This window comes from Hydrogenophaga electricum (assembly GCF_030160815.1).
GTDB classification, from domain to species: Bacteria; Pseudomonadota; Gammaproteobacteria; order Burkholderiales; family Burkholderiaceae_C; genus Hydrogenophaga; species Hydrogenophaga electricum.
The window spans coordinates 1-15,820 of the sequence record NZ_BSPB01000016.1 but is presented as its reverse complement, the minus strand read 5'-3'; the positions used below and the strand labels follow the sequence as shown (position 1 = coordinate 15,820).

The window sequence follows — 15,820 nt, the reverse complement described above, 5'->3', positions numbered from 1 at the left end:
GGCGCCGGCCCCTGCGGCGGCGGCCCGATCGCTCAGCGGTCGCTCATGCTTCGGGATTCACGCCAATACCTGTACAGACCAGCAATATCGGATGAGCACAACATAGGCATTGCCGTTTTGATCTTATCCAGCGGCCAATCCCACCACGCCATCTCCAAAAGCCATGATATTTCCTCCTCAGAGAAGCGCTTCTTAATCTGCTGGGCCGGATTTCCGCCAATGATGGCGTAAGGAGCCACATCCTTTGTCACCAAAGAGCGGCTACCAACCACAGCACCGTGCCCGATCGTGATGCCGGGCATGACCATTGCCTCAGAGCCAATCCAGACATCATTGCCAATGACAGTGTCACCAGCCTTCCGAAAGGCATCAAGTGAACGGGAGAAGGCGGGCTCTTCCTGCATGTAAAAGAAAGGAAAGGATGACGCCCAGTCATACCGGTGCCCTTGGTTGCCCGCCATGATGAAAGAGGCGCCGCTTCCGATAGAGCAGAAGCTGCCAATGATCAGCTTGTCAACATCTTCACGGTCCGGCGCAAGGTATCGCGCACATTCATCGAATGGGTGCCCGTGATAGTAGCCAGAGTAATAGCTGTACCGCCCCACTTGGATGTTGGGGTTCTTCACATGCTCCGAAAGCAGTTGACCTTTAAATGGGCTTTCAAAATAGTTCATCGCAAGAAAATCAACGGGATATTCATCACTACCGGCTGCATCCGGGATGCAACAACCAACGTTTGACGCAAGGGGCTTGCCGAAGGCAGAACCCCTTGACGGCGGTGCGATGCCAGGTCCCGGGTGATCCGCGCATTTGCGGGGCACGGCATCCAGCTGCCACGGTGGGAAGTGCGAAATCTCATCAACCCAATCGTTTGCTGGAAGGGGAAGTCGCTGGCCATCGTATCCGTTGGCATCGATCTGGCAAAGAACGTCTCTGCCGTGCATGGCGTGGATGAAGCAGGCAAACCCGCGCTGGTGCCCCCCGGGTACCGCACGCCAAGCTGCTCGAACTCATCGCTTCGCTGCCGCCGTGCCGGATCGGCATGGCGGCCTGCTCCGGCGCCCACCACTGGGCGCGCGAGTTTGCTCGGCGCGGTCACACCGTGCGCATGATGGCGCCCAGGTTCGTCGTCCGCTACCGCCTCTCGGGTAAACATCGGTGGTGCATCGCGGTTGGGTCGGTGTTTGAAGATGTTTGCGGGCAGGACCGGGGTTATGGCAGCAGGCGTTTGCACACACCAAACGCCCCTTACCGCCACCCGCCGGAAGGCGCCGGGCCAGACGCATGGGCCGCAGGCGAACGGCTCATCTGCACAACGACCATGCCCACCAGGATCAGCAAAATGCCCACGATCCGCCACGCACCAGCAGGCTTGGGCGTCAGTCCCATCAAGCCGTAATGATCGATCAGAAGCGATGCCAGCATCTGCCCCGCAATGACGATGACAAGAAAGCTGGCCGCGCCCAGCTTGGGCGTCAATACCAGTGCGGCAGTGATATAGACCACCCCGGCCACACCACCGAGCCACCACCACGCCGGCCCCTGCGCCGCAGCACCTAACGCCGGTGCAGGAACCCGCAGCAGCACCATCAGCGGCACGATGACCAGTACGCTGACAGCCAGAGAAGACAGCGTGGCCCACAACGGATGCCCGAGCGCACGCCCCAATGCCGCGTTGCTTGCCGCCTGGAAAGGCACGACAGCGCCAGCCACCAAAGCAATCACCATGGGAAACAAACCGGAAAGAGAAGAAGACCACTGCATGCGGAAACGCCTCGTCACAGATGAAAGAACATGCCGGATGTTCATGTATTCGATCTAAGAATGGAAATTCTTATTTCAAACAGGCATCATTCGTTGAATGGATGACCTCCGACGCATTGACCTCAATCTGCTGCTGACGCTCCATGCTTTGCTCGCAGAACAACACGTCACGCGGGCTGCACGGCGGCTGCACAAGAGCCAACCAGCGATCAGCCATGCACTGGCGCAGCTACGAGAGATTTTCAAAGACCCCTTGCTGACCCGGCGAGGCGCAGCGATGGCGTTGACACCACGCGCCCAGGATTTGCAACGCCCTCTGGAAGCGGCCCTGAATCAACTCACCTCGTTGCTGCGAGAAGGCGCCTTTGACCCGCACCAGGCCATACGACACTTTCGCGTCGCCATGTCTGACTATGCGGCCCATTTGGTGCTACCGACGTTGGTCAAACGGCTGCGCGATCAGGCGCCGGGCATCGACATAGCCGTTTGCCAAGCGAGCCGCGAGGCCATGCTGGCCCAGCTCGGGGATGGCGAGATCGATATGGCCCTGGGCGTTTTCCCAGACACCCCGAGCAACATCTGGGTCGAAACCCTGTTCCAGGAACACTTCATCAGCGTGGCCGACAAGCGCTCGCTGCCCTTGCGCGGCAAGCTCTCGCTGGCCCAGTGGCTGGCGCGTCCGCATGTGCTGGTGGCCACCAGACCGGATGCCGACAACGAAATCGATTCGGCCTTGGCCGCTCAAGGGCTGCACAGGCACATTGCACTCGTTCTGCCGCATTGGAGCGCGTCGACGAAAGTACTGACAGACACCGATTTGATTCTGACCGTTGCCAGTCGAACGCTGGACCCAGTGCTCCATGGTCAAGAGCTGATGCAGTTCACGCCACCGTTCAAACTACCCCGCTTCCCATTCCAGCAAGCGTGGCACATTCGGCGAGATTCAGACCCTGCACACCACTGGTTCAGAAGCACGGTGATGGATTGCAGCCGAACGAGCCCACAGAGCGGAGAGAAACAGGCAGTCTCCCGCTGACGCAACCAACGGCGGTCCCTGAAAGCATCACCAAGCGGCTCCAACAGGCCGGCTGTGCTGCCGCCATCGCATTGACGGGCAGTTTGTGCAGATCGTGGTCGTCTGTCCGCGCTGAGTCCAACGCGGTTAGGCTGCCCGCTTACCCTTCACCGGCTGCCCATCCTTCATCCCGCTCCCTGGATAAAGCACCACCGTCTCCCCCGCCTTCAGCCCTTCCTTCACCCAAGCGCTGTCGGCATTGCGGTCGCGGAAGCTCACCGCCCTCGCGCGGGCTTTGCCGGCTTGCAACACGAACACCTGCCAGCCTTCGCCCTGCCTCACCAGCGCGGCCGAGGGCACGAGCAAGGCCCCGTCCTGGGCCGAGACGGTGATGCGCGCGTCGACACGGAAACCGTCGCCGAGTTTCTGCAGTTCCGCAGCGGGTGCGTTCAGCGCCACGGTGATGTTGACGCGCTGTTCTTCAATGCCCAGGGCCGAGGTCTTGGTGAAGGCCACCGGGTCCACGCGCACCACCTGCCCTGCCAGCGGCGGCTGGTTGCGACCGGTGGCGAGTTGCACCGCCGCGCCGGTGGCGATGCGGGGCGCATCGCCCGAGAGCACGTCGATCACCGCCTCCATGGCGCCGGTGTCGCCGATCTCCAGCAGCGGTGCGCCGGCCTGCACGGGTTCGCTGCTGTCCTTGTGCAGCTTGATGACGCGGCCACTGACGGGGCTCTTGAGCGACCACAACCCGGCTTCCCGGCCCGGGATACCGCCGCCGCTCGGCTCGGCGCGCCCAAGCGCGGCGCGGGCTTCGCTGGCGGCGTGCTCGGCGGCGTTCTGTTCGGCCTGCGCGGCCTTCAGCGCCTGCACGGCGGCCTCGCGCGCAAGGCGACTCTGGTCGCGCGCCGACGCGGCGATGAAGTTGTCCTGTGCCAGCTTGGCAGACCGCTCGGCGTCGATCGTGGCCTGGGCCAGCGCGGCCTGGGCGCGCTGCACGTTGGCACGGCCGGCGGCCACGGCGGCGTCGGCGCTGCCCACGCGCTGCTGCAGCACGCTGCGGGTGCGCGGGTCGATGAGTTGCGACGCCGCGGGCGCGAGCACGGCGACCACGTCGCCGGCCTGCACCGCATCGCCCACCTTGAGCGTGGGCCGCTGCAACTGCGCGGCGGTGGGCGCGGTGATCAGGTAACGGTGCTGCAGGCGCAACTGGCCGTCTTCTTCGATCACCTGTTCAAAGCGGCCTTCGGTCACCGTGGCGGTTTCCACGTCCATGGGCCTTGGCCGGTAGGCCGCCCACACCAGCACCACCACCGCGGCCAGTGCCGCCACCCCCACGCCCCAGCGGCGGGCGGGCTTCCATTGGGTCTTCTGAGTCATTCGCGCACCTTCAACACGGACACGAGGTCCAGCCGGTCAATCTGCCGGCGCACCAGCAAAGCACTGGCCACCCCGGCGGCCAGCACGATCAGGGCCGCCGACGCGTAGGTCGACGGTTCGATCACCACCGGAAAATCGATCGCGTCGCTGGCCATGAGTGCCATCATCGCGCTGGCCAGCCCAAAACCGAGCCCGGCCCCGATGGGCAGCGCGATCAGCAGTTCGGCGCCCAGCTCGGCCAGCAGCAGCACGGAGACTTCGGCCCGGGTCATGCCCAGCACGCGCAGGCTGGCCAGTTCCCAGGCACGCTCGGACAGCGAGATGCGCGCCGCGTTGTAGATGATGCCCACCGCCATGGCGATGGCAAACACGGTGAGGATGCCGCTGAAGATGCCCATGTTCTTCTGCGTGCGCTGGTCGAAGGCCTCGTAGGAGCCGGCCTTGTCGAACACCGACGCAATGGTGGGCGCGTTCTTCACGGCGGTCCAGAACGCGGTCATGGCGGCCGCGTCGACCTGCAGCGCGGCATCGGCCACGCCGTCGCCATCACCGGCCAGGCGGTTCATGGCGTCGAGGTTCATGAACAGCAATTTGCCGAACATGGTGTGCACGACGTCGACCACCTCCACCTGCACCTGGCGCCGGTTCCAGAGACGGAAGTCGAGCGTGATGCGGTCGCCCACGCGCGCGCCCAGCGATTCGGCCAGCAATGCCGAAAGCACCACACCGTGCGCCGGCATGGCGACGGCGCCGCGGGTTTCGTCGACCACGCGCAGCAGTTGCGCGTCGCCCCGGTAGCCGCTGAGCGCAGTGTCCTCGCTGCGACCCCGCAGGCTGACTTTGACCGGTTCGGTGCGGTAGGGCTCGGCCCGGATCACACCGGGCAGGCGCAGCAGGTCTTGCACCACGGTGCGCGGCACCGGGTGGCGGAAGTTGACCAGCACGTCGCCCTGCTGCACCTGGCGGAACTGCACGTCGGCGATGTGGGCGATGGCGTCGAGCCAGAACGCGCCCGAAATCTGCAGCGCCACCGCCAGCGCAATGCCGGTGACGGTGAAGGCCGCCCGCAGCGGCCGGCGCTCGACCTGGCGCACCACCATGCGTGCACCGGTGGACAGGAAGCGCCCAAGGCCCAAGCGTTCGACCAGCGTCTTCGAATACAGCGGCGGCGCGGGCGGCAGCATGGCCTGCGCGGGGTGCAGCCGCACCACGGACCGGATCGCGGTCCAGGTGCCGGCGGTGGCGGCCAGCGCAGCGATCAGGCCCGAGGCCAGCAGCAGCCAGGGGCTCATCACATAGGCCAGGCCGTTGAAGCGGAACACCTCGTCGTAGAGGCTGAGCATGCCGCGGCCGATGAACTCGCTCAGCGCCAGTCCGGCCAGCACACCCAGCCCGGCGATGACCAGCGCGAGCTGGGTGTAGTGCCACGCGATGGCGCCATCGGGGTAACCCAGCGCCTTGAGCGCGGCGATCTGGCTGCGCTGGGTCGCGACCTGGCGGCTGAGCACGACGTTGAGGATGAACATCGCCACCGCCAGGAAGATCGCCGGCAGCACCGTGCCCATGACCTTCAGTTGCGACAGCTCGTCGTCCACGATCTTCGTGGAGAGCTGGCCGTCACGCCCGACCGCACCGACGCTGCCGTAGGCGGCCAGCAGCCGGTCCACCTCGGCCCGCACCGACGCGACGGGCACGCCCGCATACAGGCTCAGCGACGCCTGGTTGAAGGCGCCTTCCATGTCGAACTGCTCGGTCAGGCGCTGGCCGTCGATCCACCAGATGCCGAAAGACGTGTCGTCGGGCGCGCTGGCCTGCGCGGCGAACACGTATTCGGGCGTGACGGCGGTGCCGACGATGCGCAAGCGCTCGCGCCGGCCGTTGAGGATGGCGTGAACCTCGTCGCCGGGCTGGAGCTGGCGCGCGGCGGCAAAGCGGTCGCTGACGAGCGCCTCCAGCTCGCTGCCGCGTTCGGGCCAGCGTCCGTGCTTGAGCGTGAGCGCGTTCAGGCCCTGGCGGCCCGCGTGCGCGGCCGACAGGTCGAGCGCGATGAAGCGGCCGGTGACGGGCGGGATCACGCCGGGCAGATCGACCTGCGCGTCGAACAGCACATCGAGCTTGACGTCGGCCACGCCGTGGATGGCCGCCAGCCGTTCGCCCAGATGCCGGGGCGCGCGCTTGACGCCCACGAACACGTCGGCGAGCCGGTTGTCGCGGTAGAAGGCGTCGCGCGAGCCTTTGAGCGACTCGTGCACCGCAAACATGCCGACGAAGCCCGCCACGCCGATGGCGACCACCATGGCGATGGTCAGCACCTGGGCACGCAGGCGCGTCAGGTCGCGCCAGAGTTTGGTGTGCAGCGTGCTCACGGTCGGCGGTCCGGTGTGGCGCTCATGCCCTTACCAGCTCAGCGCCGAGGCCGGCTGCTTGTGGGGGTTGGCATGGCTTTCGACGATGCGGCCGTCGGCCAGGCGCAGCACGCGGTCGGCCATTTCAGCGATCGGCGCGTTGTGGGTGATGACGATGGTCGTCGTGCCGAGTTCGCGGTTCACGCGCTCGATGGCCTGCAGCACCATCACGCCGGTGGCGCAATCGAGCGCCCCCGTGGGCTCGTCGCACAGCAGCACGGCCGGGCGCTTGGCGATGGCGCGCGCGATCGCCACGCGCTGCTGCTCGCCGCCCGAGAGCTGCGAGACGAAGTGGTGGCGCCGTTCGGCCAGCCCCACCAGCGCCAGCGCGTCGGCCGGGTCCATGGGGTCGTCGGCCAGGTCGGTCACCAGGGCCACGTTCTCTTCGGCGGTCAGGCTGGGAATGAGGTTGTAGAACTGGAACACGAAGCCCACGTGCTCGCGCCGGTAACGCGTCAGCTCGGCGTCGTCGGCACCGATGAGTTCGTGCACGCGGCCCGCGTGCGTCCAGCTCGCCGAGCCGCTGGTGGCGGAGTCCAGCCCACCCAGGATGTTGAGCAGCGTGGACTTGCCACTGCCCGAAGCGCCCAGCAGCACCACGAATTCACCGCGCACGATGTCCAGGTCCACCCCGCGCAGCGCGTGCACGGCGGTGTCGCCCTCGCCGTAGGTCTTGGTGAGGGCGCGGGCAGTGAAGACGGAACCAGAAGATTCGGCGGAGTCCATGTGGCACTATCCCACAGCCCGCCTTTTGGCCGCCTGACAGGGATCAATCCACCGAGACACGGCCCATCCATATGTTTTCCTGACGCCCATGGCGTTAGGCTCTGGTCATGAAAAGTCCGGGCATCACGCGCCTCATTCCCGCCCTGCTGGCCTGGGCCACCGCCTGGGCGGCCATGGCCTGGCTGGACGGGCAGTTGGAGCTGGCCAACCTGGCCATGCTGCTGGTGCTGGCATCGGCTCTGTCGGCACTCTGGCTGCCCGGCTGGGCCAGCATGAGCGCCAGCGCCCTGGCGGTGCTGGCTTTCAACTGGTTCTTCGTACCGCCGAAGTTCACCTTCACCGTTGACCTGCACCAGAACGCGCTGCTGCTGGTAGCGATGCTGCTGGTGAACTGGATCATCGCGGGACTGGTGATCCGACAACGCCGCCTGGCCGAGACCGCGCAAACCGTGGCCGGCCGCGAGGCGCGGCTGCGCCAGTGGGGCGACACGCTGCGCGATGCCAGCGACCCAGCCGCGCACGCTGCGGCGCTGCGCGTGGCCCTGCAGGAGGCGTCCGGGCATCCGGTGGCGGTATCGGTGCTGCGCGCACTGGGCGCTCAGCCGGACGACAGCGCCACCCTGCAGGTGGGCGAACCCGACGCGGAACAGCGCGCCGGCCTGGCCCTGTGCGTGCGCGACGGCCGGCCCATGGGCGCGGGCAGCGGCCGCTACGACGAACTGCCCGACGCCTATCTGCCGCTGCGCGGCAAGGGCGTCACCCTGGGAGCGGCACTGGTCACCGGCCTGGCCCGGCATCCACAGGACCCCGAGCTGCGCGCCCACCTGCAGGCCCTGTGCGACCAGATGGGCAGTGCCTTGCACCGCTCGCTGATGACGGCGCAGGAGCAGCAGGCGCGCGAGCAGGCCCAGTTGCAGGCCACGCGCAACGCGCTGCTGGCGGCCATCTCGCACGACTACCGCACGCCGCTGGCCACCATCATGGGCGCGGCCTCGGCCCTGCAGGAGCAGGGCGATCGCATGGACGGCGCGCAGCGCCAGCGCCTGGCCGCCGGCATCGTGGAAGAAAGCGAGCGACTGGCGCGGCTGACCGACAACACCCTGCAGTTGGCGCGGCTGGACGCCCCGGCGGTGGCGCTGCGCTGCGACTGGGAGTCGACCGAAGAGATCGTGGGCGCGGTGCTGCGCCGGGCCCGGCGACGGCCCGAGGGCGGCCGCGTGCGCGCCTGGGTGGAGCCCGCCCTGCCCCTGCTGTGGTGCGACGCGATGCTGGTGTCGCAACTGCTGGACAACCTGCTGGACAACGCCCTGAAGTACAGCCCGGCCGAAACGCCGGTGGAGCTGCACGCCATGCGCGACGGCGAACACCTGGTGCTGGCCGTGAGCGACCGGGGACCGGGCATCGCGCCGGCCTGGCGCGAAAAGGTGTTTGAGGTGTTCCAGCGCGGCGACACGGCACCGGAGCAACCACGGGCGGACGGAGGCCGGGGAGCGGGCGTGGGCCTGGCCGTGTGCCGCGCCATCGCCCGCGCACACCAGGGCGAGCTGCTGATGCGCCCGCGCGCGGAAGGCGGTTGCCGCTTCGAGTGCCGACTCCCACTTCGCGGCGATGGCCCGCCGCCACCGGCCCCCGAGGCGGAGGAAGCGCCGTCATGAGTCCCCGCGTGCTGCTGGTGGAGGACGACCGGGTGCTGCGCAGCTCGCTGCGCGAGGCCCTGTCCATCGAAGGCCACGACGTGCGCGCCGCGGCCAGCCTGGCGGACGCGCGGGCGCAGTTGGAGCACTGCCCGCCGGGCGAGCCCATCGACCTGGTGCTGCTCGACCTGGGCCTGCCCGACGGCGACGGCCAGGCCCTGCTGGCCGAGCTGCGGCGCAACGGCGGCACGCCGGTGATCGTGATCTCGGCCCGCGAGGCCGAGGGCCAGAAGATCCGCCTGCTGGACGACGGAGCCGACGACTACCTGGTCAAGCCCTTCGGTATCGGCGAGCTGCTGGCGCGCATGCGCGTGGCCCTGCGCCGCCGCGGGCGCCACAGCGAGCCCGCGCTGCTGCACTACCGCCACGGCCCGCTCGATGTGGACCTGAAGGCGCGCCGCGTGCGGCTGGCCGAGGCCGATGTGCACCTCACGCCCACCGAATACGCGCTGTTGGCCCGGCTGGTGCGCCAGGCCGGCCAGGTGGTGACGCACCGCCAGTTGCTGGCCGATGTGTGGGGCGCCGAACACGTGGAGCAGACGCACTACCTGCGCCTGTACATGGGCCAGTTGCGCGCCAAGCTGGAGGCCGACAGCGCCGATCCGCAGCACCTGTTGACCGAACCGGGTGTCGGATACCGCCTGGCTGAAGCTGAGTAAGCCCCCCTGCGCCGCTGACGCGGCCGTCCCCCCTGCTGCGCGGGGGGACGCACCCTGTGGCCGGGCCAAGCCCGTTCCACGGGGGCCCTGGATCAGACACTTCGCGCCGGATGTGTTTGGGTGTCGCCCTTTCTCCACTTATGCGTTCCTGATGCGCGTCGGCGCATCGTGATGGCCTGTGTTTCCACGGAGCTTTCATGCAGAACCCCGACACCGCCGCCACCGATGCGGCACCCCACCCTGCCGGCCAGCAGGGCCTGGCCGCCCTGACGTTGGCCGCCATCGGCGTGGTCTACGGCGACATTGGCACCAGCCCGCTCTACACCGTCAAGGAAATCTTTGCGCCGCACACGGGCGTGCCGCTGGACGCACCGCACCTGATCGGCGCGGTCTCGACCATCTTCTGGGCGCTGATGCTGGTGGTCACGCTCAAGTACGTGATCCTGATCCTGCGCGCCGACAACCACGGCGAAGGCGGTGGCCTGGCGCTGACCGCGCTGGCCGCCCGCGCGGTGGGGCAGCGCCCTGCCCTGCGCAACGCCTTGCTGCTGCTTGGCGTGTTCGGCGCCACGCTGTTCTACGGCGACAGCCTGATCACCCCGGCCATCTCCGTGCTCGGTGCCATGGAAGGGCTGGAGGTGGTCACCCCCGCGCTCAAGCCGTATGTGGTGCCGGCCACCGTGGCCATCCTGATTGGCCTGTTCCTGATGCAGCGCTTCGGCACCGCGGTGGTGGGCCGCTTCTTCGGGCCCATCATCGTGCTGTGGTTCACCGTCCTCGGTGCCGCAGGCGCCTGGCACATCGCGCAGCAGCCGGCCATCCTGGCGGCGCTGAACCCCCTGCACGCCTGGGAGTTTCTGTCGGGCCGCGGCTGGCATGTCTTCGCAGCGGTGGGCGCCATCGTGCTGGCACTGACCGGCGCCGAAGCGCTGTACGCCGACATGGGCCACTTTGGCCGCAAGCCTATCCAGATCGCCTGGACCGGTCTGGTGATGCCCGGCCTGGCGCTGAACTACCTGGGCCAGGGCGCGCTGCTGATGGGCGACCCGTCGGCCATCCAGAACCCTTTCTACCGCCAATTCCCCGAAGCCTGGCTGCTGCCCGCGCTGGTGCTGGCCACGCTGGCCGCCATCATCGCCTCGCAGGCCGTGATCTCCGGCGCCTATTCGCTGACCAAGCAGGCCATCCAGTTGGGCTTTTTGCCGCGCATGCGGGTGCGCTACACCAGCGCACGGGAGAAAGGGCAGATCTACGTGCCCGGCGTCAACTGGGCACTGCTGGTGGGCGTGCTGGCCGTGGTGCTGTTCTTCCGAAGCTCGTCGGCCCTGGCCAGCGCTTACGGCATCGCCGTCACGCTGACCATGATGATCACCACCGTGTTGACCTACTTCGTGGTGCGCGAGGGCTGGCGCATGCCGGCACCGGTGGCGATGGGCGCCACGGTCTTCTTCCTGGCCATCGACGCGTTGCTGGTGGCCGGCTGCGCCATCAAGTTCCTCGACGGCGGCTGGTTCCCGCTCACGCTGGGGCTGCTGCTGTTCGTGCTGATGAGCACCTGGCGGCGAGGGCGCGAACTGCTGATGGAGAGCATCCGCCACGACGGCCTGGTGTTGCAGGACTTCATCAACCAACTGGACCCGCGCAGCGTGAACCGCGCAGAGCGCACCGCCGTGTACGCGGTGGCCGACCCCGACACCGTGCCACAGGCCCTGCTGCACAACCTCAGACACAACCAGGTGCTGCACGCACGCAACGTGATCCTCACGGTGCGCTTCCACGACGTGCCCTGGGTGCCGATGGAGCGCCGGGTGGACGTGCAGGCGCTGGACCACGGCTTCTGGCGGGTGCAAGTCAACTACGGCTTCATGAACACACCCGACGTGCCCAAGGCTCTGGAGCTGACCGCCTCGCACGGGCTGGCGGTACCGCTGTTCGAGACCAGCTACTTCCTCAGCCGCGAGACCGTGGTGCCCACGCGGGGCAGCGGCATGGCGCACTGGCGCGAAAAGCTGTTCGCCACCATGAGCCAGAACGCGGGCGGCGTGGTGGAGTTCTTTCGCCTGCCGGGCAACGCGGTGGTGGAACTGGGCACGCGGGTCCCGATCTGAGCCTCAGTCCGGGAAGCGCTCGACGTGCGCCTCGCCACGGCGCCCCCAATAGGTGACGTGCCGACCCGCGATCCAGACCGTGTAGCCGACGCAGCCGGCCCGCTGGGTCAGGGTCTTGAACGCGGGGTACATCACCGTCCCCTGCTGCGCCCCCCGGATGGCCGCGCGCACCGCATCGCCATCAAAGACGTCGGCAATGCCCTCGACCGGCTTTTCAAACGTCAGGTCCAGGGTCTCGCCATCGGGCAGGAAGTAGGTGGATCGCCCACAGCGGTAATCGACGTGGTAGGACTCGATGCCGGCCTCCACCAGTTGGTCCACAACCTGGCCGAAGTGGATGCGCCCGGCGTTGGAAGCCTCGAAGGTGGCGCGAATGGCGTGTTGCGTGCTCTCTTGCATGGTGGGCTCATTCGGTAGGGATCTGGAGGAATTGGTGGTGCCGCACCAGCGCCTGCATGGCGCTCGTCAATGCCCTGCGCTCGGCCGCCGACAGGTGGCCGAAAAAGTGCTCGTCGTTGTCATCGGCCAGCCGAGCCAGCGTGGGCACCAACGCCCGGCCTTGGGCGGTCAGCACCAGCACCTGTCCACGCGACCTGCCTTCGGCCCACTGACGCCGGGCCAGCCCCTTCTCTTCGAGCCGGCTGATGACCTTGGAGGCCGCCCCCTTGGTCATGCCCAGCGCATCGATCAGGCGGGTGTGGCTGCCTTCGCCCTGCGCGAGCAGGGTGCGCAGTGCGACCCATTCGGCGACCGTGACACCCTGCGCCTCCAACTGCTGGCGGAAGCGCTGGGACACCTGGTTGCAGACGAAGCGCTGCCAGAAACCCAGATGTGCTTCCAGGGGCGGTGGCGAGGCGGCTTTCGGTATCGGCATGAAAGAGTTTCCTTGGAAACCCTTGTCAAGCACCGCCAGGGCGGCGCGCGGCCTGATCACAGAGGCCGCAAGCCCTGTCGTGCCGCGGCCACCATCTGCCTCGTCAGGTCGTCCAACAAGCCCGACGCGGCGCGCGCAGTCTGCCAGTACAGCGGCACGTCCAGCGGGGTGCCGGGCACCAGTTCGACCAGCCGCTCTTCGGCGAGCAGGTCCGCGATCATCTCCTGCGGAAACATGCCCCAGCCCATGCCCGCGAGCGCAGCGGTCACGAAGGCCTGGGGCGATGGCAGGGTGTGGCGCGGCAGCTCCACATGCCGGTGGCACAGCCGGCGCACCCAGTGCGCCTGCAATTCGTCCTTGGTGTTGAACAGCAGGCTGGGCGCCAGCGCCAGGCTGCCCGCGCCCACACCAGCGGCGAAGTGCCGGCCGATGAAGGCCGGGCTGGCCGCCGCCAGGTAGCGCATGATCCCCAGCGGGCGGCTGTTGCAGCCGGTGGCCGGCCGGGCAGCGCTGGTCACGGCGGCCACCACGGCGCCGGTGCGCAGGCGCTCGGCCGTGTGGTCCTGGTCGTCCACGCTCAGTTCCACCAGCACCGGCGCGTTGGCCGCGAAGGCGGCCAGCGCGGGCGCGAACCAGGTGGCCAGGCTGTCGGCGTTGACGGCCACCGGCAGCGGTACCCGCGTCGGCCCGTCGGCCACCAGCGCCGGGAGGGTGTCGGTCAGCTCCTGTTCCAGCAGGCGCACGCGGTCCATGTGCTGGCACATGCGCCGGCCGGTTTCGGTAGGCCGACAGGGCTGGCCCCGCACCACCAGCGCGCAGCCCACGCGCTCCTCCAGCAGGCGGATGCGCTGCGACACCGCCGAGGGCGTGACGTGCAGCGCACGGGCCGCACGGTCGAAGCTGCCTTCGCGCACCACGGCGGCCAGGGCGTTGAGAGCGGCGTAGTCGATCATCAATACAGTTTTTCTAATTTCAATGAAGCAAAGACAGTTTGCCTTCATTGATGGCGAGCGGCAACATGGCGGTCATGACCACCCCTGCCCTCGCCCAGGCCATGCCCGCTTTTGTCCAGGGCCTGCTGCTCTGCTTCGGACTGATCGTCGCCATCGGCGCGCAGAACGCCTTTGTGCTGCGCCAGGGCCTGCGGCGCGAGCACGTGGCGCCGGTGGTGCTGTTCTGTGCGCTGGCCGACGCGGTGCTGATCTCGGCCGGCGTGCTGGGCATGGCCCAGGCGCTGGGTGCCAGCCCGGTGCTGGCCCGGTCGCTCGCGCTGGCTGGTGCGGCCTTTCTGGCCTGGTACGGCTGGCAGGCGCTGCGCCGGGTGTCGCACGCCGGGCAACTGCAGGCGGCCGAAGGGGGGGCTGGTTTGAGCCGGGGCGCGGTGCTCGCCCAGGCGGCCGCCTTCACCCTGCTCAATCCGCACGTCTACCTGGACACGGTGATGCTGATGGGCAGCATCGGCGCCCAGCAGCCGCCCGGTCTGCGCGGCTGGTTCGTGGCCGGATCGAGCACGGCCAGCCTGGTCTGGTTCTGCGGGCTGGGTTTCGGGGCCCGCTGGCTGGCGCCGCTGTTCCGCAATCCCCGCGCCTGGCAGGTGCTGGACGGCCTGATCGGCCTGACCATGTGGGTGATGGCCGCGCTGCTGCTGCGGCATGCGCTGCGAAGCTTCTGACCGCTGCCGACATGGGCTGCCACCCGGGCGCCTGATCGGCCCATTCGAGACCCTGTCTGGCCGGATGGTGACCTCTCCCACCGAGCACAGCGCGCGCACAATGCACTGCACCGACGCACGGCGTCTTCGCCCCATGAAACCCCATGTACCTGCCCGCCGCTTTCGAAGAACGCCGCCCCGAAGTCCTGCATGCCCTCATCGCCGCGCACCCGCTGGGCACGCTGGTGACGCACGGCCCCGAGGGGCTGGACGCCAACCACCTGCCTTTTGAACTCGATACCGCGCAGGGGTCGCACGGCACGCTGCGCGCCCACGTGGCGCGCGCCAACCCAGTGTGGCAACAGGCTGCCGACACCGCCGTGCTGGTGATCTTCCAGGCCGCGGGCGGCTACATCTCGCCCAACTGGTACCCCAGCAAGCCCGAACACCACCGCCATGTGCCGACCTGGAACTACCAGGTGGTGCACGCGCACGGCGTGCTCCGCATCCATCACGATGAACGCTTTCTGCGCGGGCTGGTCGGTCGCCTGACGCGCGAGCACGAGGCGCGCTCGCAGCAGCCCAGACCCTGGCGGATGGGCGACGCCCCGAGCGACTACATCGCCGGCATGCTGCAGGCCATCGTCGGGGTGGAGATCGACATCACCCGCCTGGTGGGCAAATGCAAGCTCGGCCAGAACCGGCAAGCGCGCGACCGGCTGGGCGCGGCCGACGGTCTGGAACGGCTGGGCGCGAATGCCCTGGCCCATGCCATGCAGAGCGCCGGCCCGAAAACGGGCGACTGAGGGCGCTCATCGGCGACCCGTCACACCGGAGCGCAGCAGCGCCGGGCCGCCCCTGGCGTGCGCGGCTCAGGCGGCCGGCGCCCCCACCGGCGGCTTGCCGGGGCGGCCCGGGATCATGCACAGCATGTGGTCCGCCACGCCACCGTCCACCACCAGGTTCATTCCGTTGACGTAGGACGCGGCTTCGCTGGTCAGGTAGGCCACCGCCTGGCCGATGTCGTCGGGGCGACCGATGCGGCCCAGCGGCACCAGGGCCTCGCGCTGCAGCCGCGTCGCATCGTCCTGGTACACCGCCTCGGTCAGCGGCGTGCGGATCATGCCGGGGCAGACGCTGTTGGTGCGGATGCCGTCCGGCCCCCACTCCTGCGCCAGTTGGCGGCAGAGCATCACCAGCGCCGCCTTGGCGGGCGAGTAGGCGCCGTAACCCGGGTGCGGATGCAGGCCCGACATGGACGCCACCGCCGTGATGCTGCCGCGGGTGCGCAGCAGCGACTCGCGCGCCGCGCGCGCCAGCAGCCAGACCGCGCGCGTGTTGAGCTGGAAGGTCAGGTCCCACTGCTCGACCGGCAGGTCCGCCAGCCGGCCCGGCCCCGAGGCGCCGGCCACACAGACCAGGGCCGACAGGTCGCCACCCTGGGCCAGGGCCTGCGCCACCAGGGCATCGCACTGCGCGGGGTCGGTCACGTCACCGGCCACGCCGTGGGCGTCGACGCCGGGCGTGCGCAGCTCGGCCACCAG

General features: G+C 68.5%; 15 protein-coding genes and 1 pseudogene. 7 read left to right on the top strand and 9 right to left on the bottom strand.

Translation table 11 applies throughout. The features are described 5' to 3' along the window. Positions 1 to 32 precede the first annotated feature (32 nt). Positions 33 to 674, bottom strand: coding sequence for a type B chloramphenicol O-acetyltransferase (gene catB / locus QQK43_RS11415; RefSeq protein WP_284307870.1), 642 nt, complete (start codon positions 672 to 674; stop codon positions 33 to 35). A gap of 216 nt (positions 675 to 890) precedes the next feature. Between catB and QQK43_RS11410 the strand changes: the two are divergent. After that, positions 891 to 1,153 (top strand): annotated as a pseudogene (locus QQK43_RS11410) (IS110 family transposase); the annotation flags it as partial. A 95-nt stretch (positions 1,154 to 1,248) separates the two neighbouring features. On the opposite strand, the gene QQK43_RS11405 reads toward QQK43_RS11410, so the two are convergent. Next, positions 1,249 to 1,809 (bottom strand): DMT family transporter, encoded by a 561-nt coding sequence (locus QQK43_RS11405; RefSeq protein ID WP_370465262.1) that lies wholly within the window; start codon positions 1,807 to 1,809, stop codon positions 1,249 to 1,251. Between the two features lie 52 nt (positions 1,810 to 1,861). Here QQK43_RS11405 and QQK43_RS11400 point away from each other — a divergent pair, with 52 nt between their 5' ends. Further along, complete coding sequence (locus QQK43_RS11400; RefSeq protein WP_284307869.1) at positions 1,862 to 2,800, top strand: LysR family transcriptional regulator; 939 nt, start codon at positions 1,862 to 1,864, stop codon at positions 2,798 to 2,800. Positions 2,801 to 2,926: 126 nt separating this feature from the next. On the opposite strand, the gene QQK43_RS11395 is transcribed toward QQK43_RS11400, so the two are convergent. From QQK43_RS11395 to QQK43_RS11385, 3 genes are read right to left on the bottom strand one after another with little or no spacing between them, the layout of a single operon-like run. After that, positions 2,927 to 4,159 (bottom strand): efflux RND transporter periplasmic adaptor subunit, encoded by a 1,233-nt coding sequence (locus tag QQK43_RS11395; RefSeq protein WP_284307868.1) that lies wholly within the window; start codon positions 4,157 to 4,159, stop codon positions 2,927 to 2,929. Next, positions 4,156 to 6,525 carry an ABC transporter permease gene (locus QQK43_RS11390; RefSeq protein WP_284307867.1) on the bottom strand — a complete coding sequence of 790 codons (2,370 nt, stop codon included), beginning with the start codon at positions 6,523 to 6,525 and terminating at the stop codon, positions 4,156 to 4,158. Before QQK43_RS11390 ends, QQK43_RS11395 begins: the two co-directional genes overlap by 4 nt. Positions 6,526 to 6,555: 30 nt before the next feature. Further along, on the bottom strand, positions 6,556 to 7,290 hold the full coding sequence (locus QQK43_RS11385; RefSeq protein WP_234266054.1) for an ABC transporter ATP-binding protein: 735 nt from the start codon (positions 7,288 to 7,290) through the stop codon (positions 6,556 to 6,558). A 107-nt stretch (positions 7,291 to 7,397) separates the two neighbouring features. On the opposite strand from QQK43_RS11385, the gene QQK43_RS11380 reads away from it, so the two are divergent. From QQK43_RS11380 to QQK43_RS11370, 3 genes are all read left to right on the top strand, one after another. After that, positions 7,398 to 8,945 carry an ATP-binding protein gene (locus tag QQK43_RS11380; protein ID WP_284307866.1) on the top strand — a complete coding sequence of 516 codons (1,548 nt, stop codon included), beginning with the start codon at positions 7,398 to 7,400 and terminating at the stop codon, positions 8,943 to 8,945. Beyond that, the gene (locus tag QQK43_RS11375; protein ID WP_284307865.1) at positions 8,942 to 9,643 is read left to right on the top strand and encodes a response regulator; all 702 of its coding nucleotides are present in this window, start codon (positions 8,942 to 8,944) and stop codon (positions 9,641 to 9,643) included. Before QQK43_RS11380 ends, QQK43_RS11375 begins: the two co-directional genes overlap by 4 nt. 197 nt (positions 9,644 to 9,840) lie before the next feature. Continuing rightward, positions 9,841 to 11,751 (top strand): potassium transporter Kup, encoded by a 1,911-nt coding sequence (locus QQK43_RS11370; protein ID WP_234266051.1) that lies wholly within the window; start codon positions 9,841 to 9,843, stop codon positions 11,749 to 11,751. 3 nt (positions 11,752 to 11,754) lie between these two features. On the opposite strand, the gene QQK43_RS11365 is transcribed toward QQK43_RS11370, so the two are convergent. The 3 genes from QQK43_RS11365 to QQK43_RS11355 are packed head-to-tail and all read right to left on the bottom strand — an operon-like array spanning position 11,755 to position 13,578. After that, a complete protein-coding gene (locus tag QQK43_RS11365) occupies positions 11,755 to 12,150 on the bottom strand; it encodes a DUF1398 domain-containing protein (RefSeq protein ID WP_284307864.1) in 396 nt (131 codons plus the stop codon). 7 nt (positions 12,151 to 12,157) lie between these two features. Next, positions 12,158 to 12,625 carry a MarR family winged helix-turn-helix transcriptional regulator gene (locus QQK43_RS11360; protein ID WP_284307863.1) on the bottom strand — a complete coding sequence of 156 codons (468 nt, stop codon included), beginning with the start codon at positions 12,623 to 12,625 and terminating at the stop codon, positions 12,158 to 12,160. 56 nt (positions 12,626 to 12,681) lie between these two features. Further along, positions 12,682 to 13,578: a LysR family transcriptional regulator ArgP gene (locus QQK43_RS11355; protein ID WP_284307862.1), complete on the bottom strand. Its 897-nt coding sequence runs from the start codon at positions 13,576 to 13,578 to the stop codon at positions 12,682 to 12,684. A gap of 74 nt (positions 13,579 to 13,652) precedes the next feature. Between QQK43_RS11355 and QQK43_RS11350 the strand changes: the two genes are divergently transcribed. Beyond that, positions 13,653 to 14,297, top strand: coding sequence for a LysE/ArgO family amino acid transporter (locus QQK43_RS11350; RefSeq protein WP_234266043.1), 645 nt, complete (start codon positions 13,653 to 13,655; stop codon positions 14,295 to 14,297). Between the two features lie 143 nt (positions 14,298 to 14,440). Further along, the gene (locus tag QQK43_RS11345; RefSeq protein WP_284307861.1) at positions 14,441 to 15,082 is read left to right on the top strand and encodes an FMN-binding negative transcriptional regulator; all 642 of its coding nucleotides are present in this window, start codon (positions 14,441 to 14,443) and stop codon (positions 15,080 to 15,082) included. Between the two features lie 66 nt (positions 15,083 to 15,148). Here QQK43_RS11345 and QQK43_RS11340 read toward each other — a convergent pair. Further along, on the bottom strand, positions 15,149 to 15,820 hold a 672-nt coding region (locus QQK43_RS11340), incomplete at its 5' end, for an SDR family NAD(P)-dependent oxidoreductase (RefSeq protein ID WP_284307859.1).

Excerpts from the sequence above, each read along its gene's own strand:
- QQK43_RS11405 (WP_370465262.1), bottom strand. The coding sequence starts at position 1,809 with ATGAACATCCGGCATGTTCTTTCATCTGTGACGAGGCGTTTCCGCATG.
- QQK43_RS11350 (WP_234266043.1), top strand. The coding sequence starts at position 13,653 with ATGACCACCCCTGCCCTCGCCCAGGCCATGCCCGCTTTTGTCCAGGGC.
- QQK43_RS11345 (WP_284307861.1), top strand. The coding sequence starts at position 14,441 with ATGTACCTGCCCGCCGCTTTCGAAGAACGCCGCCCCGAAGTCCTGCAT.
- QQK43_RS11355 (WP_284307862.1), bottom strand. The coding sequence starts at position 13,578 with ATGATCGACTACGCCGCTCTCAACGCCCTGGCCGCCGTGGTGCGCGAA.
- QQK43_RS11380 (WP_284307866.1), top strand. The coding sequence starts at position 7,398 with ATGAAAAGTCCGGGCATCACGCGCCTCATTCCCGCCCTGCTGGCCTGG.
- QQK43_RS11360 (WP_284307863.1), bottom strand. The coding sequence starts at position 12,625 with ATGCCGATACCGAAAGCCGCCTCGCCACCGCCCCTGGAAGCACATCTG.
- QQK43_RS11400 (WP_284307869.1), top strand. The coding sequence starts at position 1,862 with ATGGATGACCTCCGACGCATTGACCTCAATCTGCTGCTGACGCTCCAT.
- QQK43_RS11395 (WP_284307868.1), bottom strand. The coding sequence starts at position 4,159 with ATGACTCAGAAGACCCAATGGAAGCCCGCCCGCCGCTGGGGCGTGGGG.
- QQK43_RS11370 (WP_234266051.1), top strand. The coding sequence starts at position 9,841 with ATGCAGAACCCCGACACCGCCGCCACCGATGCGGCACCCCACCCTGCC.
- QQK43_RS11365 (WP_284307864.1), bottom strand. The coding sequence starts at position 12,150 with ATGCAAGAGAGCACGCAACACGCCATTCGCGCCACCTTCGAGGCTTCC.
- QQK43_RS11375 (WP_284307865.1), top strand. The coding sequence starts at position 8,942 with ATGAGTCCCCGCGTGCTGCTGGTGGAGGACGACCGGGTGCTGCGCAGC.
- catB (WP_284307870.1), bottom strand. The coding sequence starts at position 674 with ATGAACTATTTTGAAAGCCCATTTAAAGGTCAACTGCTTTCGGAGCAT.
- QQK43_RS11385 (WP_234266054.1), bottom strand. The coding sequence starts at position 7,290 with ATGGACTCCGCCGAATCTTCTGGTTCCGTCTTCACTGCCCGCGCCCTC.